Annotated in this window: 19 protein-coding genes and 1 pseudogene; 5 read left to right on the forward strand and 15 right to left on the reverse strand. The window is 63.9% G+C overall.

What is annotated here, in order from left to right:
* Positions 1–121: 121 nt before the first annotated feature.
* The 3 genes from AC0L3P_RS12555 to AC0L3P_RS12565 all read right to left on the reverse strand — a co-directional run bounded on the left by AC0L3P_RS12555 (position 122) and on the right by AC0L3P_RS12565 (position 3,590).
* On the reverse strand, positions 122–2,203 hold the full coding sequence (locus AC0L3P_RS12555) for a methyl-accepting chemotaxis protein (RefSeq protein ID WP_473302070.1): 2,082 nt from the start codon (positions 2,201–2,203) through the stop codon (positions 122–124).
* Positions 2,204–2,322: 119 nt separating this feature from the next.
* A complete protein-coding gene (locus tag AC0L3P_RS12560; protein WP_354209607.1) occupies positions 2,323–3,093 on the reverse strand; it encodes an enoyl-CoA hydratase in 771 nt (256 codons plus the stop codon).
* An 11-nt stretch (positions 3,094–3,104) separates the two neighbouring features.
* On the reverse strand, positions 3,105–3,590 hold the full coding sequence (locus AC0L3P_RS12565; RefSeq protein WP_354209627.1) for a MarR family winged helix-turn-helix transcriptional regulator: 486 nt from the start codon (positions 3,588–3,590) through the stop codon (positions 3,105–3,107).
* Positions 3,591–3,799: 209 nt separating this feature from the next.
* Between AC0L3P_RS12565 and AC0L3P_RS12570 the strand changes: the two genes are divergently transcribed.
* The gene (locus tag AC0L3P_RS12570) at positions 3,800–5,518 is read left to right on the forward strand and encodes an ATP-dependent Clp protease adaptor ClpS (RefSeq protein WP_473302098.1); all 1,719 of its coding nucleotides are present in this window, start codon (positions 3,800–3,802) and stop codon (positions 5,516–5,518) included.
* Positions 5,519–5,539: 21 nt separating this feature from the next.
* Here the strand turns inward: AC0L3P_RS12570 and AC0L3P_RS12575 are convergent, their stop codons facing one another.
* The 7 genes and pseudogenes from AC0L3P_RS12575 to AC0L3P_RS12605 form a co-directional block, all read right to left on the reverse strand.
* Positions 5,540–7,201, reverse strand: coding sequence for a tannase/feruloyl esterase family alpha/beta hydrolase (locus AC0L3P_RS12575; protein WP_473302071.1), 1,662 nt, complete (start codon positions 7,199–7,201; stop codon positions 5,540–5,542).
* Positions 7,202–7,278: 77 nt separating this feature from the next.
* Positions 7,279–8,523 (reverse strand): phosphoglycerate dehydrogenase, encoded by a 1,245-nt coding sequence (gene serA, locus AC0L3P_RS12580; RefSeq protein WP_473302072.1) that lies wholly within the window; start codon positions 8,521–8,523, stop codon positions 7,279–7,281.
* 99 nt (positions 8,524–8,622) lie between these two features.
* Entirely contained in the window at positions 8,623–9,855 is a 1,233-nt protein-coding gene (locus AC0L3P_RS12585; protein ID WP_473302075.1) for a rhodanese-like domain-containing protein, read from the reverse strand.
* Positions 9,856–10,028: 173 nt separating this feature from the next.
* The gene (locus AC0L3P_RS12590) at positions 10,029–11,318 is read right to left on the reverse strand and encodes a DUF1963 domain-containing protein (RefSeq protein ID WP_473302076.1); all 1,290 of its coding nucleotides are present in this window, start codon (positions 11,316–11,318) and stop codon (positions 10,029–10,031) included.
* 137 nt (positions 11,319–11,455) lie between these two features.
* Entirely contained in the window at positions 11,456–12,652 is a 1,197-nt protein-coding gene (locus tag AC0L3P_RS12595; RefSeq protein ID WP_473302101.1) for a PepSY-associated TM helix domain-containing protein, read from the reverse strand.
* A gap of 63 nt (positions 12,653–12,715) precedes the next feature.
* Positions 12,716–15,039, reverse strand: a pseudogene (locus AC0L3P_RS12600) (TonB-dependent siderophore receptor).
* 204 nt (positions 15,040–15,243) lie between these two features.
* Positions 15,244–16,128, reverse strand: a complete 885-nt coding sequence (locus tag AC0L3P_RS12605; protein WP_473302079.1) for a dihydrodipicolinate synthase family protein — start codon at positions 16,126–16,128, stop codon at positions 15,244–15,246.
* A 178-nt stretch (positions 16,129–16,306) separates the two neighbouring features.
* Between AC0L3P_RS12605 and AC0L3P_RS12610 the strand changes: the two genes are divergently transcribed.
* On the forward strand, positions 16,307–17,719 hold the full coding sequence (locus AC0L3P_RS12610) for an FAD-binding oxidoreductase (protein ID WP_473302080.1): 1,413 nt from the start codon (positions 16,307–16,309) through the stop codon (positions 17,717–17,719).
* Positions 17,720–17,727: 8 nt separating this feature from the next.
* Positions 17,728–18,393 (forward strand): GntR family transcriptional regulator, encoded by a 666-nt coding sequence (locus AC0L3P_RS12615; protein WP_473302081.1) that lies wholly within the window; start codon positions 17,728–17,730, stop codon positions 18,391–18,393.
* Positions 18,394–18,399: 6 nt separating this feature from the next.
* Here the strand turns inward: AC0L3P_RS12615 and AC0L3P_RS12620 are convergent, their stop codons facing one another.
* A complete protein-coding gene (locus AC0L3P_RS12620; RefSeq protein ID WP_275174072.1) occupies positions 18,400–18,564 on the reverse strand; it encodes a hypothetical protein in 165 nt (54 codons plus the stop codon).
* Positions 18,565–18,718: 154 nt separating this feature from the next.
* Positions 18,719–18,904: a hypothetical protein gene (locus AC0L3P_RS12625; RefSeq protein WP_473302082.1), complete on the reverse strand. Its 186-nt coding sequence runs from the start codon at positions 18,902–18,904 to the stop codon at positions 18,719–18,721.
* Between the two features lie 193 nt (positions 18,905–19,097).
* On the opposite strand from AC0L3P_RS12625, the gene AC0L3P_RS12630 reads away from it, so the two are divergent.
* Positions 19,098–21,119 (forward strand): YgiQ family radical SAM protein, encoded by a 2,022-nt coding sequence (locus AC0L3P_RS12630; RefSeq protein WP_354062685.1) that lies wholly within the window; start codon positions 19,098–19,100, stop codon positions 21,117–21,119.
* A 609-nt stretch (positions 21,120–21,728) separates the two neighbouring features.
* Here AC0L3P_RS12630 and AC0L3P_RS12635 read toward each other — a convergent pair.
* Positions 21,729–22,379, reverse strand: coding sequence for a GDSL-type esterase/lipase family protein (locus AC0L3P_RS12635; RefSeq protein WP_473302084.1), 651 nt, complete (start codon positions 22,377–22,379; stop codon positions 21,729–21,731).
* Between the two features lie 290 nt (positions 22,380–22,669).
* On the opposite strand from AC0L3P_RS12635, the gene AC0L3P_RS12640 reads away from it, so the two are divergent.
* Positions 22,670–23,113 carry a DoxX family protein gene (locus AC0L3P_RS12640; protein ID WP_473302085.1) on the forward strand — a complete coding sequence of 148 codons (444 nt, stop codon included), beginning with the start codon at positions 22,670–22,672 and terminating at the stop codon, positions 23,111–23,113.
* Between the two features lie 8 nt (positions 23,114–23,121).
* Here the strand turns inward: AC0L3P_RS12640 and AC0L3P_RS12645 are convergent, their stop codons facing one another.
* Complete coding sequence (locus tag AC0L3P_RS12645; protein WP_275174080.1) at positions 23,122–23,295, reverse strand: hypothetical protein; 174 nt, start codon at positions 23,293–23,295, stop codon at positions 23,122–23,124.
* A 111-nt stretch (positions 23,296–23,406) separates the two neighbouring features.
* Positions 23,407–23,742, reverse strand: a complete 336-nt coding sequence (locus AC0L3P_RS12650) for a GYD domain-containing protein (RefSeq protein ID WP_354062681.1) — start codon at positions 23,740–23,742, stop codon at positions 23,407–23,409.
* Positions 23,743–23,863: the final 121 nt, after the last annotated feature.

Genomic DNA, 23,863 nt, shown 5'->3' on the forward strand with positions numbered 1-23,863 from the left:
ACTCTCCATCCCTGATATCTCTTACATGTGCCGCAACGCTCGCGCAGCATCACAGATGTAGCCGCCGCGTGCATCGGCGGCAATGCCGATCGCGCGACGGTGGGACGGAAGATTGTCGAAGTTATGCGGTCCTCACCGCGCCCAAAAAGCTCTCGACCGCTACGCGGAGACGATCGGCGTCGGCGGACATTTTCGTCACGGATACCGACAGGACCGAACCGGCATTGCCCGTCTCCTGGTTGAGCCTGGCGACGCTGCCGATGGTGTCGGTGACCTCGCGGGTTCCCTGCGCGGCCTGCTGGAAGTTGCGGGAGATCTCGGTGGTGGCCGCGCGCTGCTGCTCGACGGCGGCGGCGATCGCCGTCATCTTCTCGTCGATGCCGCTGATCGCGCCGCCGATCGCGCGGATGGCAGTGACCGCCTGGCCGGTCGCGCCCTGGATCTCCGCGACCTGGCGGGAGATCTCTTCGGTCGCCGTCGCCGTCTGCGAGGCGAGGCTCTTGACCTCGCCGGCGACCACGGCGAAGCCGCGACCGGCCTCGCCCGCGCGCGCGGCTTCGATGGTGGCGTTCAGCGCCAGCAGATTGGTCTGCCCTGCGATGGCGTTGATCATCTTCACGACCTCGCCGATGCGGCCAGCTGTCTGATCGAGGATCTCGACCGTCGCATTGGTCTGCGCTGCCTGCGACACGGCTTCGCGGGCCTCGCGGGCGCTGGCCTGCACCTGCGCGGAGATCTCGCCGACGGACGCCGAGAGTTCTTCGGTCGCGGCCGCGATGGTCTCGAGATTGTTGGTGGCCTGTTCGGCGGAGGACGAGACCGCCGCGGTCTGGCTGCTCGATTCCGAAACCAGCGAGCGCACGTCGGTCGCGGTGGCATCCAGCTCCTTCGTCGACGCGGCAACGCTGTGAATGACGGCTTGCACGGTGTCGTCGAAACTGCGGCAAGCCGCATCGACGGTGCCGGAGCGGGCGAGCTGCAGCGCCTGCTGCGCTTCGCGTTCCCGGCCCAGGCGTTCCGCGGTCGCGGCACTCTCGCGCAGGCTTTCGAGCGCGGCCGCCATGGTGCCGAACTCGTCGGGATACCTGGATTGCGGGACGGGCGTCGCGTAGTCGCGGGCGCTGATCTTGGCGATCGCATCCAGGATGGCGCGCACGGGGCGCATGAGGCGATTGCGGACCACGTAGACGCCGGTCAGGGTCACGGCCAGCGCGAGCAGGAACGCGAGCGACTGCACGACGAGATTGGTGAGCGCCTTGGCCTGTACCGTTTCCGCCCGGACGATCGACTGGTCGAGCGCCTTGTTCGCCACCGCGACGATGGACGCGAAGGGTGACTGACAAAGCGTATTCCATTCCGCGGCGGGCATCGCGGGCTTGCCACTGCCGTCAAAATTCTTGGTGAGCTCGCCTATCTGCTTGAGGGCGCCGTCGGTCTTGGTCTTCGCGTCCGTCGCGGCCGTCACCAGCTCCGCCGCCACGCCGGGCGCAGCCAGCAACTCGGCCATGCCCGCCCAGCCGGAGGTGATCGTGCCATCCCATTGCGCCACTGATCGCTTCTGAGCGTCGTCGAGCGGCTTGCTGCTGTTGACGTTGGAGCGAAGGGACGAACAATGGATTCCATAACGATCGCGCACCTGCCAGGCGAAGCGCCGGACCTGGATCATGCGGGCGATGAAGGGGTCGTCCATCCAGGCACGGTTCGACACCGCGGTGGAGGCGAGGTTGGCCGTCTCGATCACCTTGGTGACGGCATCGTACCAGGAGTTGGTCCGCTCGATCTTGCGTTCGGCGCGCGGGCGCTTGGCTTCGTCGTAAAACAGCTGGAATTGCGGGGAGGCGGCGCTCCAGCCTTGCTTCAATGTGCCAGAGAGTTCGTCGCGGCGGGCGAAGTCGACGGTGGCAAGCGCGGCGCCGATCGCGTCATAGCCGCCCTGCTCGGCCTTCTCCGCCGCCTCGAGTTTGGCACGCGGATCATCCTCGCCGAGGATCGCGCTCTGGGCATCGCCGCGATTGTTGCGCAGCGCCAGCACGCCATGGAAGATCGCCTTGTCGGCGGCGGCAAGCCGCGCGGTCTCGAGGCTGTCGCTGTAGCGGCCGAACGCTCCGACCATCTGGATCGCCGTAGACGCCAGCGCACCCGCGGCCAGCAGGGCCATCAAGGTCAGCAGGAGCGAACTTACCGATTTCTTAAACATTGCCATGGTGTCGGGGCCTACGCTTTCTAGCGTCACCTTGCCCGCGACATGCCAATGTTCCGTTAAGGTTTTAATCGAATTGGCGTGAGTTTCCGACCCGACAAGCCTTCCTGCAGCCCCGGATCTCACGCAACCTTGGTGAAATCCGGCGGACGGCGTTCCGCAAACGCCGTGAAGGCCTCGCGCGCCTCGGCGGTGCGCAGGCGCAGTCCGAACTGCTCGCCTTCGGCATTCATCTGCGCGACCAGCGCCTCGCCATTGCGCATCAGCTTCTTGGTGGCGGTGAGCGCGCCGGCCGGCTGACGGGCAAGACGCTGCGCCAGCGCGAGCGCTTCGGTATCGAGTTTGTCGAGCGGCACCACGCGGTTGGCGAGCCCCCATTCCAGCGCGGACTTGGCCGGCACGGTCTCGCCGAGCGCGAACATCTCGTAGGCCCGTGCGTAACCGATGCGCGCGGGCATCAGCAGGCTGGAGGCGGCTTCCGGCACCAGCGCTAGGCTGACGAAGGGCGTCGACAATTGCGCGTTGTCGGCAAGCACGACGAGATCGCAATGCAGCAGCATCGTGGTGCCGACGCCGACGGCGCGGCCCTGCACCGCGGCGACCAAAGGCCGGGTGCACCGCGCCAGCGACTGGATGAAGCGCACGACGTTGCGGCTTCCTTCCGACTTGCCCGCTGCGACCGCGGCGAATTCGCCGACGTCGTTGCCGGCAGTGAACATGTCGCCTTCGCCACGGATCAGGATCACGCGGGCCGATGTATCGGACTCGGCGGATTCGATGGCATCGGCGAGCTTGCCGTACATCGCATCCGTCAGCGCGTTCTTCTTGTCGGGGCGCGCCAGCGTGAGTGTGAGAATTCCGCCGCTGTTCTCGATCCGGACGTGCTCGGTCATGGGTCTCTCCTCTATTCCTCTGGATCTCGCGAAAGCTCTGTTGGAAGTTCTCTTGAAAGCTCTCTTGGAAATTTGTCCTGAATGCTGGTCAGCCAGCGCGCGACGATATCGATCTCCGCACTGGTGAATCCGTCCGTCAACGCGGCGTTAACCTGTGCCGCGTTGGCCTTTGCCTGTGCGAGCGCTGCACGGCCCTTCGGCGTCAGCCAGACGCGCCAGGCGCGCCCGTCCTCCCGATCGGCCCGCCGCTCGATCAGCTTTGCAGCTGCCGTGCGGTCGACGAGGCCGGAGATGCCGGCCGGCCCCAGATCGAGCGCCGTGCCCGCCTCACCCATGAGCACGCCGTCCTGCTTGCCGAGAATGAACAGAAGCCCTGCCTGCGCCGGCGTGACCTCGCTCGAAGGCTGCGCCGCCATCCAGCGCTGCAAGCGCCGCTGTGCAACGCTCAGCAGGTAGATCAGCCGATGATGCCCCGCGCCGGCCTCCTTATTTCGCATGCGAAATAGATAATCGAAGCGGCTCGGAATGTCAAAGGACGGCAGGTGGATCGATGTACCGCGGCAGTCGTCGAGCAACAGGCCGCACCGGCGCACCAGGACCTCACCCACCAATCGCAATTAGGTGCCGCCGCAACGCTTGACGGTTGCCTCGTTTTGTGTTCCCTATTCGTTCTATTCAATCATAGATTGTCCCGGAGACTTTCGTGATGAACAGTATGCGTGGCCCGAACCAGCCGACCCAGCTCGTAATTCATAATGACGATGATACGCCGGACCAATTCGTGATGGATCTGCTTCGGCAGGTTTTCGGCAAATCAGACCGTGAAGCGACCGCGCTGATCACCCAGATCGAGCAGAAGGAAAGGGCGGTTTGCGGACCTTACCCCCAATCCGTCGCCGAAGCCCTTTTCAAATCTGCGCAACAATCCATCGGCCTGGCCGGCCATCAACTGCAGGTCACGCTTGAGGCGGTCACGACTCCTTGCGAACTCTGCGGCAAGCCGGAGGGACAGATGGACGTGCGTATCGGCAGCCGCACGGTCTGGCTGTGCAGCGACTGCATGCGTGCGGCGGATGAGCCCTCGAACGAACAAGAGGAAGATTTCGACTTTGCTTGCGACGTTCTCGACTGGCACCTTGCCACCACGGCGCGCAGCAAGCTCGTGACCACGATCCGCCAATTTCCCGGCCACATGCGGGTCGATCTCCAGGCCGCGGTCGACCGGCTCTTCGGCAAGGCCATCCGGCTGGTGGGATTGAACGAGGAGCAGCGCTACGAAACGCTGTCGATTCCACGACTGCTCAAGGAGGGCCGCTATGCGATCGCGATTGCCCCACTGCAATATTCCGACGTCGACGTAGGCGAGAAGAGCCCGGTCAAGTGTCTGGATAACGGACTATGGCTGTGTGAGCAGGATCATCTCCGCTATGCGGTCTTGCTCTGCGCACACCGCGAATACAGTCGCGAGCCCGGAATTCGGATCGAGATCCTGGTGCCTTCAGGTTCCGCAGGCGCGGCTCTCGTCCAGCAATGCTTCAATGAATTGGAAGAAGCCGTACAGGCTGCGCGGACCTATCGCGGCAAGATCCTGTCGCTCGACGCCGACTCCGACTATCGCGGTCGCTCGCGCGGCATCACGGTGCATCGCTTGCCGCAGGTCGCGCGCGACGAGGTGATCCTGCCGGAGCAGACCCTGCGGCTGCTCGATCGCAACGTTCTGACCTTCGTCAACACCCGAGACCAATTGCGCCGGCTGGGCCAATCGACACGCAAAGGCGTCTTGCTGTACGGGCCGCCGGGCACCGGCAAGACCCACACGATCCGCTATCTCGCAACGCATTTGCCGGGGCATACAACGCTGATCATCACGGCGGAGCAGATCGGTCTGCTCGGCGCCTATATGAGCCTGGCACGGCTGCTCCAGCCGTCGATGGTGGTGATCGAGGATGTCGATCTCATCGCCCGCGACCGCGATGACATGGGGCCGTGCGAGGAATCCATGCTGAACAAGCTGCTCAACGAGATGGACGGACTGAAGGAAGATGCCGACATCCTGTTCGTCCTGACCACCAACCGGCCGGAGGACCTCGAAGGAGCTCTCGCGGGTCGCCCCGGCCGCATCGATCAAGCCATCGAAGTGCCGCTACCCGACGAGACCGGCCGCGGCAAGCTGGTCCGGCTCTACGGCAAGGGACTGCCAATCGAGGACGCGGTCATCGCCGAAGCGGCCCGGCGCAGCCAGGGCACGAGTTGCGCCTTCATCAAGGAGCTGATGCGGCGGCTGGCGCAAGGAAGCATCGCGCGGGACGGCGGCAATACCGTGATCTCCGCCGATATCGACGAGGCGCTCGACGACATGCTGTTCTCCGGCGGCCGGCTCAACGCGCAATTGCTCGGCGGCGCGCAAGCCATGGCAACCGGCTGACGCTCCGAAGTGGCGTGCCTGCTACGGCGCGCACATGAAGCTCGACGCCTCCGTCACCGGGCCGCTCTTGTAGTGCGGCCAGGCCGGCCAGCGCCACAGCGGCAGCGCGCGAAGCGTCGCAAACGACGGCGCTTCGACCTTCTGCTCGGCGACTTCGAGGTCGCCGGGCGCCTTGCCCTTTTCGACCCAGTCGACTAGCGCGCTCAGCATGTCGACATTGGCCGGCGCGCCGGAGCCGACATGGTCTACCCCGGGCGCGGTGTAGAGCCGCGCGAACTCGGCCGTCTCGGCCTTGCCGAGCTTGCGTTCGACGTTCTCGAAATAGCGGATGCCGGCATAGGGGCTCTGCGCGTAGTCGGCCATGTGTTCGAGCACGATCAGCCGGCCGCCGCGGGCGCGGAAGCGGCTGAGGTCGGGGTTGGTGGAGTCCATCAGGCTGGAGACCTCGAGCAGCCGCGCCTTGTGCTGTTCGGGCTTATACGTTGTCACGTCGAGCTTGGGATCGCGTGCGAACACGTATTGGATGCCGCCGGCGCCGTAGATCCAGGCGATGCCGTTATTGGGCGCGGGCGGCTGCGCGGGAGGCGCCGTGCCGAGCCACCACGCGACCCAGCCGCCGGTCGGGCCAACCGCCGGCGTGTCCTCGCCCGACACGCCCCAGCCCGGATAATCATCGAGACCGTTGGCAAGCGGGAACGGGAATTTGTAGGTCGCATGCAGGGTGTCGATCGCCTTGATCTGCGCGTCGGTGAGGCACTGATCGCCGGTCTTGCCGCTCGCGCAACGCAGCGTCTCCGCCTTGAAGGCCGCCTTGCAGGAAACGGGGTCTTGCACCAGCGCGTCATCGGAGCCATCGGCTTTGTCGCAAGCCGCTCGCACCGCATCGCCCACGAGCTTCACCTGCGCCGGATTGATCCAGCCGTCACCCATGGTCGCGAGACCCGAGCGGGTGCCGGCATGCTGCAGGCCGACCCAGTTGATGACGGGCACGCGGGCAAAGATGCCGTCGAAATCATCGGGGTAGCGCTGGGCCATGGTGAGGCCTTCGCGGCCGCCTTCGGACGAACCCATGAAGTACATCTTCTCAGGTCTCTTGCCGTAGGCGCGCTGCATCAGCGTGACGGCGGCATCGCGCACCTTTTTGTAGGCGCGATGGGCGAAATTCTCGAAGGCTTCGTCGTTGAGCGCGAACAATTGCGGCGGCTCGCCCGGCTTGGACTCATGACCGGAATCGGTGCCGTAGGTGACGAAGCCACGCGCGAGCGGCGACGGCTTGTCGAAGGGGTAGGCCGGCGGCAGCGCCAGGCCCGTGATCAGCACGCCGTTGAATCCGCCGCCGCCATATTGCAGCGAGCGGCCGTTCCATTCGACGGGCAGATTGACCTGAAATCTGATCGGCGGCGCCTTGGGATCGGTGGGATCGATGTGGCCGAGCAGCTTGCAGAAGCCGGGATTGGCGGGCGTGACGCGCCCCGACGGCGTCGGGCCGCGTTCGGCGACGGCCAGTTGCGAGGGCGCCAGCAACGTTGCCGAATCGATCTTCACGGCGTCAGCGCCGCCGACGAGGCCCTTGCAGACGGTGTCCGCATCCTCAGTCAGCGTCACCGCTGAAGCGGAATTCGCGCCCAGCGCGCCCGCTGCGCCCACCAGCAATGCGCACAGCTTCACATGGATTTGCGCCATCGTTTCCCCCTGAGTTTCTGTTCGTTCCGCCAGCAGGCCGCATTCAAGGCGCCCTGCGGCCAGTCGTCAATGCAGTGCTAGTGCTCGAACACCAGCCGCGCGCCGACGGTGCCCTCGAGGCTGCGGATCTGCGCAAGCAGCGCGCCTGAATCCTGGCCCCCGAGGTCGGCGTCGAGCACGACGTAACCGAGGTCACCGGAGGTCTCCAGATATTGCGCGGCGATATTGATGTCGCGCTGGAGGAATACTTCGTTCAGACGGCGCAGCATGCCGGGCACGTTGCGATGGACGTGGCTGAAGCGCGCGCCGGAGGGACGCAGATGCAACTGCACCTCCGGAAAATTCACCGCCCCCGTGGTCGAGCCGGTGATGAAAAAATCGACCAGCTTGCGCGCTACCTCGCCGCCGATGCGCTCCTGCGCCTCCTCGGTCGAGCCGCCGATATGCGGCGTGAGGATGACGTTGCCGAGGCCCTGGACCGGGCTATTGAAGCGGTCTGAATTCGAGGACGGCTCGACCGGAAACACGTCGATGGCGGCACCCGCGAGATGGCCGTCGCGCAGAGCTCCCGCCAGCGCATCGAGATCGACGACGGTGCCGCGGCTGTTGTTGATCAGGAGGGAGCCGGGCTTCATCGCCCGCAGCTCTTTCTCGCCGATCATCCCGGATGTCTCCGGCGTCTCCGGCACGTGCAGGCTGACGACGTCGCTCTGCGCCAGCAGCTCTTCCAGCTTCTCGACCGGCTCGGTGTTGCCGTGGCGGAGCTTGTCGGTGCGGTCGAAATAGATCACGCGCATGCCGATCGCCTCGGCCAGCGTCGAGAGCTGCGAGCCGATATTGCCGTAGCCGATGATGCCGAGGGTGCGGCCGCGCACCTCGCGACTACCGGTCGCCGACTTGTCCCAGCCGCCCTCATGGGCCGACACCGAGCGCGGAAAGATGCGCCGCAGCAGCATCACGATCTCGCCGATCACGAGCTCGGCGACGCTGCGCGTGTTGGAGAACGGCGCGTTGAACACCGGAATGCCGCGCTTGCGCGCCGCCAGCAGATCGACCTGGTTGGTGCCGACGCTGAAGCAGCCAACGGCGAGAAGCTGGTCGGCCGCCTCCAGCACCTCATCGGTGATCTGGGTGCGCGAGCGGATGCCCAGCAATGACACGCCCTTGAGCGCCCGCCGCAAATCCTCGCCGTCCAGCGCCTTGGTCAGGCGCTCGACATTGGTGAAGCCCGCCGTTCTGAACAGGTCCACGGCGCTGTCGTTGACGCCTTCGAGCAGCAGCGCCTTCGCGTTCCGCTCAGGGCTTTGGCCTGGGGCTGGCATGAAATCTCCGTGGGTCACAGCTTCGCCGCAGCTCATAGACCGCGGGGGATGCGCAGCACAATAGGGTTCGGATACGGGGAGAAGATGGCGGGGCGGTCGTCAGATCACGTAAAACCCGTGCGTTCCGTCCAAACGCAATTGTTCGACCAGACCATATTCCCAGTCGAGATAGGCCTGCATCGCGCGCTCGTCGACGCCGGTGCCTTCATAGGGGCGGCGGTAGCGGTGGGCGGGGTCGGGCCTGGGCAGGACGTGCGGCGGACCGACTTCGAGCGCGCCGTCATAGCCGCCTTCGCGCACATAGACCTCCCAGCCCATCTGCGCGAGCCAGGACGCCGTCATGTCGGCGCGGACGCCCTTGTCGTCAGTCAGCACGATGCGCGCGCCGCGTACCGGCGCCGCCATGTCGGTCTCCTGGACGAGCTGGCCGCCGGGATAGTGGCGGAAGCCCGGGAGATGGCCGGCGGCATATTCCTCGGCGTCACGCACATCGAAGCGATAGAGCGTGCGATCGGTCTGCGCGACAAGCGCAGCCATCTCGCTCGCGCCGATGTGGCGCACACCGGCGCGATAGGCGACGTCGCGGGCATTGGCCGGGCCGCCCTCGAACGACCCGATCGCACCACGCCGGTCGGCACCATGGTCGAGCGTATGCCGCGCCAGCGTCCAGCCGATGGTGCCGTTGCGCAGCGCCCGGACCTTGTTCGGCACGCCGGCATTGATCAGCGATTGGGTGCCGATGATCGAGCGGGTGCGGCCGGCGCAATTGACGATGATGGTGGTCTCGGCATCGGGTGCCGCCTGCCCTGCCCGCAGCACCAGCTCCGCGCCGGGCACGCTGACCGAACCCGGAATGTTCATGGTGGCGTATTCGTCGAAGCGGCGGACGTCGAGGATGGCGATGTTAGCCTTGTCCGCGATGAGTTTTGCCACCTCGTCGGCACTGAACGAGGGCGTGTGCCTGCGCGATTCGACCAGCTCGCCAAAGGCTTTGGAGTAGGAGTTGACGTCCTCGAAGATTTGATAGCCCGCTTCGCGCCAGGCCTTCAGCCCGCCATCGAGCGCGCAGATGTTCGTGTAGCCCAGAGCCGCGAGGCGCTCGGCGCCGGCAGTGACCAGTTCTTCGCCATCGTCATAGAGCGCGATCGGCACATCTTTGCGCTGCAGCCTGACCTCGGCTTCGATCGCAATCCGATCGGCGGCCAAATTGGCGGCGAACAGCGGATGTCCCGTCGCGAAGCCAGCCTCGTGCCTGAGATCGAGCAGCGCGATCTCCTCGCGCAACAGCAACGCGCGGCGGATATCGGCGGGGGTGACGGTCGGAAGCTTCATGGCATGAACTCTGGGAAGTGACCATGAGCTTTTGAACCATTGTTGCGGCATTGGCTAGCCATGCCGCGTACATTCAAATTCGGTAGCCCTTGTCAGACACATCTTGTTCGAGGAGGAAGATCCTACCCGCGAACGCCTTGACGCAGTCGCCCGTTCACCGCGTCCGAACCACCTCAATCACATTCGTATGTAGCGACCACTTTCGCAAAGTCGAGCCGATCGAGAGCATCGCGGTCGATCCAGAAATGAAGCGTGCATCCGATGTTGGCGTGCCAGTCCAGAAACGCGCGATCACCTTGCATCTGGAGCAATAATATATCTTCCAAGTGCTGCTCCGTCGCATTCTGCGGGCCACTGCCATATCCCAGCATCTGATGCAGGGCGGTGTTGAAATGGCGGTATTGGCCGTCTCTTAGGGTCGGCGTCTTCCAATGATTTCGACGCGCGAAATTCGTAAGGTAGCTGAGAGGAACTTCGTCGAGAGCTTCAACATCCTGCTCCGCCATGCATCGGATCGTATGATTGATGGCATTGCCGAGGTCCGACGCGATCGTGGACGAATACGTATAGACGTATTGTCGGATACTCTCGTAGGTGAGCACGACGTCGGTCCACCAGGCCCGAAAGGTCGCTCTTGTGTCCGCATCCACGTTATCCATTGGAGTCAGCGCCCGACAGCGCTCGAGCCATCCGATTGCGCCAGCGCGAAGGCGCTTCAATTCCGCGGCTCCCTCGTCGTTGAGCGGCTTGTAGGAGTATCCGGGTGTCAGGTCGCGAACGACGTGCGACAGCACAGACCGAACCACATGATTGATCAGGATCCAGTTGAATGGCCAATGATCGTCCTTCTCGTATTCGGACGCCATTCTGAATTGCACCAAATCAGGTCCTCGCGGCTTCCCGGGACCCAATGCCTTGCATAATTCTGCGATCAAGAGTTCGCCTCCGACGGCGTCCTCATGGAAATAGAAGTCCCGGAAGACCTGGAAAGAAAGTGGATATTTGAATTCGACCTTGGAATGAAAATCGATCGCCGGATCGAGCCATTTGACCTGGGCGTCACCATTGGTCCCCGCCAGCGGCATTAGATCGGCCGGTGGCGCGCGGTCGGGATATGCGTCACCCGCAGCAGTACCGTAGAGAATACGGCAAGGCGGACGTCCTTCGCCCACGAACACGGAGCTGCAGAAGAAATAGAGCGTGCCTCGTTTCGGCAGCGGCGACCAACCGGAGCCCGGGACCTCGCCCAGGTCGATCTGGGCGAGGAAAGTGAGCGCGACGGTCTCCAAGGTTTGGTTCGCTCTGACCTCCGCCGTCGGCCACTCGAACTGCGGAGGCAGCCTGGGAAGCCCGCCGAAGAAACTCCGCGCTGGGTGCGCGAGCGGCACCGGCAGGTCACTGCGTCTCACCAGTACGGCAGGCAGCGCGGTCTCTTCGATCTCGTCGCGTTCGGACAACGCCATCAGATAACCACCACTTTAGGATGCACCTCACCAATCGAACCATTTTGCGAAGGCTCCGACAAGTGCTTCTTGTCCGCAGCGCCAACGCGATTCGTTGTCACTGCTATTCGGCGATCGCCGAACGGCAGTCGACGCGATCACTCGCCCGGCACGAGCCGGCCGAGCGGTGGCTGCGCGGGGCGTCGCAGCTTGCGGCGCGAGAGATAGAGCAGGACGCCGGTGACCGCGAACAGCGGCATGAGCGCCGCGGCCACCATGAACGCGAGCTTGCCGGGCCAACCCAGAATCGCGCCGCGGTGGATGTCGAGCACGTTCGCGATGATCTTCTCGCCGAACGTCTTGGCGGCGTAGCGTTCCGCGGAGACCAGCTGACCGGTGACGGCGTCGATGCGGAATTCGTCGCGCGTGGTATCGAGCGTGGAGTCTTTCCCCCGTGAGCGGATCCGGATCGCCGTCCCCGCACCGGCGGGCAGCGTCAGCAACGCCTTGGAGAAGCGGCTCCCCTCCTCGCGCTGGAAGGCGGCCCACGCGCGATCAAAGCCGATCGGCTGTGCCGTCTCGCTGGCGCCGGCGGCCGAACGCGACGCCTTTGCAGGCATCCTGGGCTGCATCTTAGCGGCGGCGACTTGCGGCCGCGACAGCAGCCAGACGACTCCGTCCTTGTACCAGTCGAACGAGTACCAGAGCCCGGTGAGCGTCATCACCAGATAGACCGGCAGGACCCAGGTGCCGATCACCGCATGCAGCGAGCGATGCAACCCGCGCCCGCTGAGCCCGAGATTTGGCTTCAGCCACATCTTCACGCTGCCTGCACGCCGCGGCCAGCGCAGCACGAGACCCGAAACCAGCATCACGATGAGGCCGAGCGCCGCGATGCCCGTGATCTGCCGTCCCCAGCCCTTGGCGTCGCCGGGAATCAACAGCCAGCGATGCAGCTTGCGCACGGTCGCAAAGAATCCCTCGCCGCGCGGCGCACCCAGCACGCGCGCGTCATAGGGATCGACATAGAGCGAGGACGGCCGCGCGCCCTGTTCGTCGCGGGCGAAGCGGACATGCACCGCGGCGGACGGGTCGCTCGCCAGCGTGACGGCGGAGACCTTGCCGACGTCCTGCCCCGCGGTCAGGCGCGCAACCAGTTCGTCCGGCATCAGCGCCGCTGCCTGGCGCGGCGCGACCTGCATGATGCCGCTGTTCAGATAGTCGCCGATCTCGTCCTCGAAACTCATGATCGCACCGGACAGCGCGATCACAGCGAGCAGCAGCGCGAGCCCGAGGCCCGCGACGGAATGGACCTGAAGCAGGGTCGCCTTGATCGCGCGCCAGGGGTTACGCATTGGCACGGGCCTTCCCGCTCGGCGCGGTCATCAGGCGGGCGTCCCTGCGCGACATGCCCATCGCTAAAACTTCACCGTCGCCGACAGCGACACCCGCCGCGCGTCGCCGATGGCGACGTTCAAATTATTGACGGCGGAGGGATAGTAGACGGTGTCGAACAGGTTCTTGACGTTGAACTGGTAGATCACCGGCGTGTTCTGGTGTTTCGTCTCATACGTCGCGAAAATATCGGCGACCACATAAGACGGCAGGAAGAAGGAGTTGATCGAATCGCCGGGACGATCACCGACATAACGCGCGCCGCCGCCGAGGCGGAGCTGACCCGGCAAGGCCGTGCCGAAATCATAGACCAGATAGAGCGACGCCGTGTTCAGCGCGACGTTCTGCAGCTTCCTTCCGAGCAGAGTGACATCCTCCGATGCCGTCACGCGGGCATCGGTGTAGCCATAACTGCCGATCAAGGCCCAGCTGTCGGTGAGCCTGCCGGTGACATCCAACTCGACGCCGCGCGAGTGGGCACGGCCCACGGTGTGGAGTTCCACCACGCCTGCGCTGTTCGTCTTCGTCGTCTGCACGTTCTTCTTGTGGAGGTCGTAGAGCGCCAGCGTTCCGGAGATGCGCTTGTTTAAATCGAACTTCACGCCGGTCTCGTATGACACGCCTTCTTCCGGGGCGACATTGGAGCCGATCATGATGCCGATCGGCGCAATGGTCGAATTCGGCTTCAGCGATTCGGTGTAGCTGGCATAGAGAGATATCTGGTCGGTCAGCTTGAAAATGGCGCCGCCGAGCGGGAGCACCTTGTCCTGGGACACATTGGTGTTGGTGACGAACGGCTTCCCGCGCCCGGCGATCTGGTCGTAGTCCATGTAGCGCACGCCGCCGACCAACGCGAACCGCTCTGTCAGATGCAGCGTGTCCTGGACGAACATCGACCACTGACCAAACTTGTCGGTCTGCGCACTGTCTGGATTGGACACCGTCGTTCCCGGTCCGATCAGACCGTAAACGGGATTGTAGACATTGAAGGCGGGAGTTACCTGCCGGATCAGATTGTCCCGGTAGATGGTGCGGTACTGGCCGTCGCCACCGAACACCACATCATTGCGCATGTCGCCGAGCCAGAAGCCGCCGGACATGTAGGACGTTCCGTAGCTGGCGTTGCTGAGCGAGCCCCGTGTGCCGTCGTTGCTGCGCGTCTCGGCGCCCGTCGTGAAGTTGAGCGTGGAGATGCGGAGCTGGTTGGCGCTGAAGGTTTCGGTGTTGTAGCTGTAGCCAGCGTAGAGCTTCCAGTCCTGATTGAAGCGGTGCTCGACCGACGCCTGGATCAGGTCCGACGTACCCCATGTATTATTGAATGGCTCGTCGAGCCGGCGCGTCGTGGGCACCGCCAGCGGCGCCTTCGTTACCGGATTGAACGCCGTGCCGCGATCGAACGGATAGATGAACTCGCGATGCTCGTAGTTGAGCTGCACCGTGGTGTCCTGACCGTACCAAGCCAGCGACGGCGCAACCAGCATCTCGCGATGACGGCCGAAATTACGCCAGTAATCCTCGCTGACGCCGTAGCCGATGAAGCGATAGGCGAGGCCTTGGTCACCAATCGGACCGGTGATGTCGAGCAAGCCGTCAGCGCCGGTCTTGGAAGCACTGAAGGCCGAACCGAGCAGCGTGACCGAGCCATGCTGGTACAGCTCCGGCCGCTTGCCGATGGTGTTGACGATGCCGCCGGGATCCATGATGCCGTAGAGCAGTGAGGCCGGCCCCTTCAACACCTCGACGCTTTCGACTGCGGATTGAAGCTGCGCCCCTGCACCAGCGGCATGCCGTTTCGCATGATCGAGCCGTCGCGGTTGTCGCCGAAGCCGCGGCGGATGACTGCGTCTTGGCTGCCGGCGAGCGTGTTGGTCTGGGTGATGCCGCTGACGTTGATCAGCGCGTCGTCGATGTTGCGCGGGAGCTGGTCCTTCAACACCTGCGCGGGCACGATGTTGACGGCCTGCGAGGTGTCGAGCGGCGAGGCGCCGCTGCGCAGCGTGGTCGCGCTCGGCATCGCGCGGTAGCCGAGCTTTGCGGCTTGTTGCGCGGCGGCTTCCGCGGCGGCGCGTTCCGAGAGCGTGGGCGCTGCGGGTATCGCGGCGGCGTTGCGCTGGCGCGCGACGGTCTGAGCTCGGCGTGGGGACTGGTCCGATGCACGCGCCGCTTTCGGCCGCGGTGCCGGCGCCTCCACCGTCACCGGCGGCAGTGCGGATTGGGCCTGCGCGGTCGCCGAGCTGGAGAGACATTCGGCGAGCAGCACGGCCGCGCCGATAAGAAGACCCGCGCGGCTATCGCGGGCAAGCGTTCGACGGCCGCTGACGCGCTGGCCGTCCAGATAGACACGCACTTCGATTCACTTCCAGGTCAGACGCAGAAGCTGGCGCGTCTAACAGCCGCTGTACGTGAAGAGAACCGCAAGCGGACTTGAATCGCTCTAGTGTTGAATGGTTCTAGATTCCGATCGCGCTATTCGGCAATCCTCGATTGATTGCGCAGCGAGCGCGACACGCAGCGCGCGAATTCACAGCACCTGTGGCGGTTTTGCGCGATCTCACGCGATGGCGGGAGCCGTCAGCTCGTCGAGCTTCCGTTTGAGCGCGGTGCCGTCGGACAAGGCGCGGAGCGGCGGCCGCACGCGCAGCCAGCTCGCATCGCCGGTCTGTGCCGCGAGGATGGCTTTCAGCGTCGTGAGGAAGGATGGTGATTTCACCACGATGTCCACGGCAGCCTGCATGCGTGCTTCGACATCCTTGCCGTCGATCATTGCCTTGACCAGCTCCGGCGCGATGTTGGCCATGCCGCAGATGGTGCCGGCACCGCCGACGGCGATCGCGCGGGTGATGTCAACCTCGTTGCCGACGGTGATGGCGAGCTCGGGCGCGGCGGCGCGGAACGCCTGGAACTGCTTGAAGTCGCCGCTGGAGTCTTTCAGGCCCGCGACCAGCTTGCCGTAGCGCTTGCGCAAATTCGCGGCGACGCTCGTCGGGATCGCGACACCCGAGATCTGCGGGATATGATAGAGGTAGGCCCGCAAGCGATCGTCGGCGACGCCGTCGAGGATCGCCGCAAACGCATCCTCGATGCCTTCAGGGGTGACGCTGCGGTCGAAGTAAGGCGGCAGATACAGCACGTGACGCAGGCCGAGGCCGAGCACGGCACGCGTCAATGCGATGCTGTCGCTGATCGCGGGGAAGCCGCCGCCGATCCCAATTCGCTCCGGCGCGACGCCGGCCTTGAGCACGGCCTCGATGGTCGCGACGCGTTCGGTGACATTGAGGGAGGTGCCCTCGCCGGTAGTGCCGAACAGCACGACACCATCAACGCCCTTGCCGAAGAGTTGCTTGGCGTGGGCCGCGAGCTTGGCGGAGTCCACGCTGCCGTCCGTTGCCAGCGGCGTCGCCGACGCCATCCAGAACCCGCGAATTGCCTCCGTCATCACGCCATCCGTTGCTGTGGCTTCGGACCAGGCCTCTGATCTCGAAAGATCTGAGGAAGGCTTCCCGAGCGTTGTTTTTGCTTTACTTTCGTCCTTGTACCTTACATACAACAAAGGCGCAATCCTTTCCGTCGTCATGGCGCGCATGACACGCAGCCAGATTCTGAGGAGGTCTCGCATGAACATGGTGACCCCCATTGAACGGCCGACCCAGTTGCTTGGCGCCTTGCGCGACAGGATCGGCGCGGCTGCCGTGCTTGTCGGCACCGACGTGCCCGCACGCAATTGCAACGACTGGAGCGCGAGCCTGCCGCAAACGCCGCTCGCGGTGATCCGCCCGGTCGACGCGCAAGGCGTTGCCGATGCGATAGCGACCTGCCGGCAGGCGCAGCTGCCGTTCGTGCCGCAGGGCGGATTGACCGGGCTGTGCCGCGGCGCATCGCCCGAAGCGGGCTGGGTCGCGATCTCGCTGGAGCGCATGAGCGGCATCGAGGAGATCGATCATGCCTCGATGACGATGACGGTGAAAGCGGGCACGCCGCTTCAGACGATCCAGATGGCGGCCGACGAAGCCGGCTTCTTCTTTCCGCTCGATCTCGGCTCGCGCGGCTCCTGCGCCATCGGCGGCAACCTCTCGACCAATGCCGGCGGCAACCGCGTGATCCGCTACGGCATGACGCGCGAGCTGGTGCTCGGGCTCGAAGTGGTGCTGCCCGACGGCACCATCATCACCGGCCTCAACAAGCTCATGAAGAACAATGCCGGCTATGATCTGAAGCATCTGTTCATCGGCTCGGAGGGCACCCTCGGCATCATCACCCGCGTGGTGCTGCGGCTGTTTCCAAAACCGCGCTCGACCATGGCCGCGCTCTGCGCGCTCGAGGACTATGCCGCGGTGATCGCGCTGCTCGGCGCCGCGCGAAGCGGACTCGGCCCGCTGCTGTCGGCATTTGAGGTGATGTGGCCGGATTACTGGGACGTGATCACGAAACGCGCCGACGTCAAGCCGCCGGTCGCCGCAGGCCACGGCCTCTACGTGCTGGTGGAAGCGCAAGGCACCGACGAGAGCCTCGACGCGCCGCGCTTCCAAAGCTGGCTCGAAGAGCTGATGGAGCGCGGGCTGCTCGCCGACGCCGCCGTGGCGCAATCGCTGGCGCAGACGCAGGCGTTCTGGCGCGTGCGCGACATCTGCGCCGAGTTCGGCCAGGTGCTGGGGCCGCACATCTCCTACGACATCGGCTTGGCCGTGGCGCGGATGGACGAGTTCGTCACGCACTGCAAGTCCGCGCTGGCTGATGGCATCGAGGGCTGCGAGAGCGTCTATTACGGCCATATCGGCGACGGCAATCTGCATCTCGTCTCCTGGGTGACCGGCCTTGCCGTCGAGCTGCAGCCGAAGGAAGAGATGGATGCGATCATCTACGGCCTCGTGCGCGAGATGGGCGGCAGCGTCTCCGCCGAGCACGGCATCGGCACGCTGAAGAAGAAGTGGCTAGGTCATGCCCGCAGCGAGGCCGAGATCGCGCTGATGCGAACGCTGAAGGCCGCGCTCGATCCCGATCATCTGCTCAACCCCGGCAAGGTGATCTGAGAGAGCCGATGCGATCACTGAAGCTCGATGCACCGAAATCGCTGTCGCAGCGGGTGATGCAGCGGCTGCGCCAGGCCATCATCGACGGCGAGTTCGCGCTCGGCGCCGCCATCTCCGAGGAGATGGTGGCAAACTCCTTCGGCGTCAGCCGCACCCCGGTGCGCGAGGCGATGGGCCAGCTGCAGGCGCAGGGCCTCGTCGTGATCCGGCCGCAGGTCGGCAGTTTTGTCTTTACGCCAAGCGCGGAAGACATCACCGCGCTCTGCACGTTCAGGATCGCGCTCGAGCCCAAGGCCGCCGAGCTCGCCTTCCACCATGATCGCGCCGGTGCGACCGCGACGATGAGCGAGGCAATCGCGGCGATGGAGCCGGCGATTGCAGCCAGGGACAATATCGCCTATGGCCGCGCCGATGCCGCTTTCCACGAGGCGCTGTTCGCCCATTGCGGCAATCGCTATCTCGGGGAATCCTATCAGCTCGCATCCAGCCGCGTCGCAGCACTGCGTACCAATTTGACTTCGCCGATCGACGTTCGCACGCGCACGTCCTTCGACGAGCATCGCAAGCTGCTCGATCTGTTCGCACTCGGCGAGTTCGCCGGCTTCGCGACGCTGATGACCACGCACATCACCAATTCTGGCGTGGTCTACGCCAAAGCGCTGAAGGTGGATTGAGCGCTGCTACCGCGCGCCCTTCGTGCCGGGCCTGTCCAGAAAATCCAGGGCGGTGTTGATCTGTTCGAGCTGGTGCTCGATCCTGTCGCGGTCCTCGACCGTGGGCGCCTTCTCGAGCTGCTCGACGAGCTTCTGCTTTCGGAGCAGCAAGTTCTCTATGACTGTACTCACGGCTCCCCCATCCGCCAGAGGCGAACATCGAGGCGATATTAGACCCCGGACGCGAGCGCGCGCCAGCCGGGTCCGGCGCAAACCCTGCATCAGAATGTTCGCGAGGGCAGTTGGTTCCTGCGTATGACGCGAGAACGTGGATCAGCTGGCGCGCCTAATGGATCGAGCCTACGCGCGCGAGTTGCACCGGTGCGACGTGGGTACGGGTGACCGAGACCGAGAACAGCGCCAGCAGCGCGCACAGCATGCAGAGCCTCATCCGCACCGTCCTGCGATCGGTGATCGGCAGGAACAGGAAAAACATCATCGCCAGGATCAGCAGCATGTCGACCACAAACATCGATCTCTCCCTTGAAACGAGGCAGAGCATGACGTGGGACAGGCTGGGCGGTATGTGGACGGCGTCACACAGCTGATGGCGGCGCTCGCGAACGGTTAACGCGGTCGCACGCCTGGGCTGCCGCCCACGGAACCGGATCTTTCACGTGCCCGTCGGTTGTATTCGCCGTCCCGGAGTCCTATGCGTATGCGCCATGGACATCCAGATCATCGCCGCCGAAAAACCCCTGATGGCGCAGGCGCGCCCGCGCAAGCCGGCGCCGTTCCTCCCCATGAGCCGCGCCGAAATGGATGCGCTCGGCTGGGACGCCTGCGACATCGTGCTGGTGACGGGCGATGCCTATGTCGACCATCCCAGCTTTGGCATGGCCATCATCGGCCGCCTGCTGGAGGCGCAGGGCTTTCGCGTCGGCATCATCTCGCAGCCGGACTGGCATTCGGCCGAGCCGTTCAAGGCGCTGGGCAAGCCAAAGGTCTTCTTCGGCGTCACCGGCGGCAACATGGACTCGATGGTGAACCGCTACACCGCGGACCGCCGCATACGCAGCGACGATGCCTATACCGCGGGCGGCGAAGGCGGCAAGCGGCCGGACCGCTGCACCGTCGTCTACGCTCAGCGCTGCCGCGAGGCGTTCAAGGGCGTCCCGGTCGTGCTCGGCGGCATCGAGGCGTCGCTGCGCCGGATCGCGCATTACGATTACTGGTCGGACAAGGTGCGCCGCTCGGTGCTGGCCGACGCCAAGGCGGACCTCTTGCTTTACGGCAATGCCGAGCGCGCCGTCGTCGAAGTGGCGAACCGTCTTGCCGCCGGCGAGGCACCGCGCGAGCTCGACGACATCAGGGGCGTCGCGCTGTTCCGCCGCGTGCCTGAGGACTATGTCGAGCTGCACGCCGACGATATCGACTCCGCCGACGAGGGCGCTTCGCGGACGAAAGGCTTGACCGTGATCCGGCTGCCGGCGCTGGAGCAGGTCGAGCAGGACAAGGAAGCCTATGCGCGCGCGTCACGCGTGCTGCATCGTGAGAGCAATCCCGGCAATGCGCGGCCGCTGGTGCAGCGCCACGGCGATCGCGATCTCTGGCTCAACCCGCCGCCGATCCCGCTGACCAGCGAGGAGATGGACGCGGTCTACGATCTTCCCTACGCGCGCGCCCCGCATCCGTCCTACGGGGACGCGAAGATCCCGGCGTGGGACATGATCAAATTCTCGGTGACGATCATGCGCGGCTGTTTCGGCGGCTGCACCTTCTGCTCGATCACCGAGCACGAGGGCCGCATCATCCAGAACCGCTCCGAGGGCTCGATCCTGCGCGAGATCGAGAAGATCCGCGACAAGACGCCCGGCTTCACCGGCGTCATCTCCGACATCGGCGGCCCCACCGCCAACATGTACCGGATGGCGTGCAAGGACCCGAAGGTCGAGGCGGCGTGCCGGCGACCGTCCTGCGTTTTCCCCGAGATCTGCCCGAACCTCAATACCTCGCATGACGATCTGATCCGGCTCTATCGCAAGGTGCGCGAGACCAAGGGCATCAAGAAGGTGATGGTGGCCTCCGGCGTACGCTACGACCTCGCGGTCGAGAGCCCCGAATACATCAAGGAGCTCGTCACCCATCACGTCGGCGGCTATCTGAAGATCGCGCCCGAACATACCGAGCGCGGGCCGCTCGACAAGATGATGAAGCCCGGCATCGGCGCCTACAACCAGTTCAAGCGGATGTTCGATGCCGCGGCCGAACAGGCCGGCAAGAAATACTACCTGATCCCGTATTTCATCGCGGCACATCCGGGCACGACCGACGAGGACATGATGAACCTCGCGCTGTGGCTGAAGAAGAACCGCTATCGCGCGGATCAGGTGCAGACCTTCCTGCCCTCGCCGATGGCGACCGCGACGGCGATGTACCACACCGGCGTCAACCCGCTGCGCGGCGTGCGGCGCGGCGGCAGCGACAAGGTCGAGGCGATCAAGGGCCTGCGCCAGCGCCGCCTGCACAAGGCGTTCCTGCGCTACCACGACCCCGACAATTGGCCGGTGCTGCGTGAAGCGCTGAAGGAGATGGGCCGCGCCGATCTGATCGGCCCGCGCCCCGACCAGTTGGTCCCCGCGCACCAGCCGCCCGGCACCGGCAAGGCCGCCGGCACGCGGCGACCGGTTCGTCCCGGCGACAAGACGCAGCGGTTCACGACCAAGGGCCTGCGGGTGATGAGGTAGCGGACGAGCCCGGATCAGGTCCGGTTCAGCCTGCGGCTTTCGAGCTGCCCAAAACAAAAAACCTCGAAAACAACCCCATGCACAGTAGCCGGCATGAGCGGGATCAATGGCTTAGGTGCTTTGCGAATCCGTTGAATCTGCCGGGGGAGATAACGGAAAAACGGAAATTAGGTTTTTACGAAATATTGACTCGTCGGGCAAAACAGGCGCAAGATGCCATTGTCGCGGCACGCGTGACAGGGCGAGCCCCAACCGCTACTCCGTATCGATATCCTCGAGATCGATATCCTCGAGCTCCACACCGCGTCCCGCGCGCAGGCTCGAAGCGACCCGTCCCCGACTGAATCCATTCAACACAGCAGGCATCGGTACGCGCCCTGATGCGCTGGGGAGCGTAGTCGTAAACCCGATCGCGGGGCAGGCGGTGTCCGCTCTGTCCGCGAAACCGGACATGGCCAGTCCGGCTTTGTGAGTCAGCTACGGGCCACAAGCGGTCCTCCTCCGTCTGCGCGCGGCAGGTCAGCTGCGGGCCAATGGCGGAAGTGACTCGACGCCAATGACCGCGTCGACGACGATGATGGTTGCGAGCTATCGGCCCGTATTTATGGGTCAATGGACTCTGTGACGTGCTTGATCGATCAGCGCCTCGGCCTTCGGCAATATGCGCGCAACAACGGCTTCGGTCCCCGCCGCGTTTGGCTTGAAGTCGCCGATCTCTCTAAGCGAAGGATCGCTTACAAACGCGTCATCAAATGCAGGGTAGAATAGCACATCGTACTCGCTGGCAAGGCCGGAGAACATTGTTGCAAAGGCACTCTTGTGTTCGTCATCCAGGTCGGTGTGAGGCGCTGCTCCGCAAAGAAGCACGGCGATCCGCCACGCTTTTAGGTTTTCAATGATTGCCGCCAGGGACTTGCGCGTGATGATTGGCTCGACGGCAAAGAGCATATCAATCGCACCGAGTTCCAAGATCACCGCATCGGCATCCTCGGGAACCGCGTGACTCAATCTGGCAAGGCCCCTTGCTGCTGTGTCATTGCCCTTGCTTGCATCAACAACCGTGACCGACTGACCTTTGGCCTTCAATGCAAATTCAAGTCTGTCGGAGAACCTGCGCCCAACGGGCAGATAGTAGCCGGAAGCCAGAACATCGCCGAGTACGACGATTTTGATTACCCGTTCTTCGGAATGCAGGGCTGTTGGTGGGACCCAAGTGGCAGCAGCCACTCCGGCCAAGATGATGAACTCGCGCCGTCCCATTGCCGACCCTCTGGTCAGACACGCATTCTATTCGCATGGACAGATTGGTGGAAGAGGCTGAGGTCGTATTCGGGTCACAAGCGGTCCTTCACCGGCTGCGCGCGGCAGGTCAGCTACGGGCCAGGAGCAGGCATTTGGGCCAAAGCCACTCCCGAAAAGGGCGGACGATGAAGGAGGCATCGTTTGCAGCGCGCCGAAGGTGAAGCGCTTCATACGGCCCCCCTAATCCTGATAGATTGCTAACAAGAGTTTTTCAGCCGCGTTAGATAACAAGGGTGGAGGCTTTACCGATGAAATTCAATTCTCTGTCCCTGGCCCTTGATGAATTCGCCAAAAAGAGAGCTGATGCCCTGATCTTGGTTGGTCTCATTCTACTTGCGTGGGTATTCGTTGGTAGCGCGTACGGAGCAATAACCAACTTCAGTGGCTCTGTCGGCTATTCTAAGTCGCTGAACCTTCCAGCACCTGAGCTGTTCACTCTGACGAATATCGCATTGGAAACATTGATATCCATTGGTTTGATATTGGGCGTCGGTACGCGCTACTGCGCGGTGCTGACCTTTGTCTTCGTGCTGGTCGCAACTGCTATTGCCCACCGCTACTGGGAGTATCCGGCCGGTGCGCAGCAAATTGGCCAGTACAATCATTTCTTGAAGAATATCTCCATCATGGGAGGCGCGATGCTAATCTTCGTCACCGGAGCAGGCCGGTTTAGTTTCTGTCGGAAACTGTAGGCCCGACATCACTTCACCTTCACCTTGAAAGATTCATCGCGCAGTCGGCGCATGCGCTTGAATAGCGGTTCTAGCGCCGTCCTGAGGATGACGAAGAGAAGCATCAGCCACGTCGCGAGCGCGGCAAACCACAGCAGGATTTCCAATGTCTCAGGCATGATGATCTCAAATGTCTCAGGCATGATGGCCTCAAAAAATATTTTGGCGGGCATCAGTTGGCGGCAGACCGCCAAACTGCCGCCGACGTTGAATTCAACTGGTCGACTTCAGGCCGCGGTATTGGCCGTTTGTCTTCAATTGCCCGGCGGGGAGTACTCCCCCCGGAGCTGGCTTGCAGTTTGACGGACCTTGGCAATTTCGTCCTGTGTCCAAAGCCTGATGAGGCTTACGTTATGAATGGCGCCGGATGCCACGACGGTGCCAGAAATTGCCGGTGCTGCAGTGGGGTCAGGCACATCGAAGATTACCAAGACGCCCGGGCCTTCGGCAGCGGTGCTATACATTGATATCAATTTTCCGCCGGCGGCTTCGATGAGGTTCTTGGCCGCTTCGTACCGATTGGTCTTGGGATTTTCCATGATGCTGTTGAGAGATTTTGGTGTGTATTGCCCTGTCATACAAAAATGCATGATGACTTCCTCCTCTCGAGGAATGTTCGAAAATTAAGGGTTTGCTTCGGGCTCAACAAAAACGGGCGGCTAAAGCCGCGTTGAGCGAAAGACCATAGACCCTGCCGTGGGCAAATACCGC

Source organism: Bradyrhizobium sp. WSM4874 (assembly GCF_055811835.1).

Bases quoted from the DNA above. Each gene is read 5' to 3' on its own strand.
- AC0L3P_RS12555 (WP_473302070.1), bottom strand. From the start codon at position 2,203: ATGGCAATGTTTAAGAAATCGGTAAGTTCGCTCCTGCTGACCTTGATG.
- AC0L3P_RS12560 (WP_354209607.1), bottom strand. From the start codon at position 3,093: ATGACCGAGCACGTCCGGATCGAGAACAGCGGCGGAATTCTCACACTC.
- AC0L3P_RS12565 (WP_354209627.1), bottom strand. From the start codon at position 3,590: ATGCGAAATAAGGAGGCCGGCGCGGGGCATCATCGGCTGATCTACCTG.
- AC0L3P_RS12570 (WP_473302098.1), top strand. From the start codon at position 3,800: ATGAACAGTATGCGTGGCCCGAACCAGCCGACCCAGCTCGTAATTCAT.
- AC0L3P_RS12575 (WP_473302071.1), bottom strand. From the start codon at position 7,201: ATGGCGCAAATCCATGTGAAGCTGTGCGCATTGCTGGTGGGCGCAGCG.
- serA (WP_473302072.1), bottom strand. From the start codon at position 8,523: ATGCCAGCCCCAGGCCAAAGCCCTGAGCGGAACGCGAAGGCGCTGCTG.
- AC0L3P_RS12585 (WP_473302075.1), bottom strand. From the start codon at position 9,855: ATGAAGCTTCCGACCGTCACCCCCGCCGATATCCGCCGCGCGTTGCTG.
- AC0L3P_RS12590 (WP_473302076.1), bottom strand. From the start codon at position 11,318: ATGGCGTTGTCCGAACGCGACGAGATCGAAGAGACCGCGCTGCCTGCC.
- AC0L3P_RS12595 (WP_473302101.1), bottom strand. From the start codon at position 12,652: ATGCGTAACCCCTGGCGCGCGATCAAGGCGACCCTGCTTCAGGTCCAT.
- AC0L3P_RS12605 (WP_473302079.1), bottom strand. From the start codon at position 16,128: ATGACGGAGGCAATTCGCGGGTTCTGGATGGCGTCGGCGACGCCGCTG.
- AC0L3P_RS12610 (WP_473302080.1), top strand. From the start codon at position 16,307: ATGAACATGGTGACCCCCATTGAACGGCCGACCCAGTTGCTTGGCGCC.
- AC0L3P_RS12615 (WP_473302081.1), top strand. From the start codon at position 17,728: ATGCGATCACTGAAGCTCGATGCACCGAAATCGCTGTCGCAGCGGGTG.
- AC0L3P_RS12625 (WP_473302082.1), bottom strand. From the start codon at position 18,904: ATGTTTGTGGTCGACATGCTGCTGATCCTGGCGATGATGTTTTTCCTG.
- AC0L3P_RS12630 (WP_354062685.1), top strand. From the start codon at position 19,098: ATGGACATCCAGATCATCGCCGCCGAAAAACCCCTGATGGCGCAGGCG.
- AC0L3P_RS12635 (WP_473302084.1), bottom strand. From the start codon at position 22,379: ATGGGACGGCGCGAGTTCATCATCTTGGCCGGAGTGGCTGCTGCCACT.
- AC0L3P_RS12640 (WP_473302085.1), top strand. From the start codon at position 22,670: ATGAAATTCAATTCTCTGTCCCTGGCCCTTGATGAATTCGCCAAAAAG.
- AC0L3P_RS12645 (WP_275174080.1), bottom strand. From the start codon at position 23,295: ATGCCTGAGACATTTGAGATCATCATGCCTGAGACATTGGAAATCCTG.
- AC0L3P_RS12650 (WP_354062681.1), bottom strand. From the start codon at position 23,742: ATGCATTTTTGTATGACAGGGCAATACACACCAAAATCTCTCAACAGC.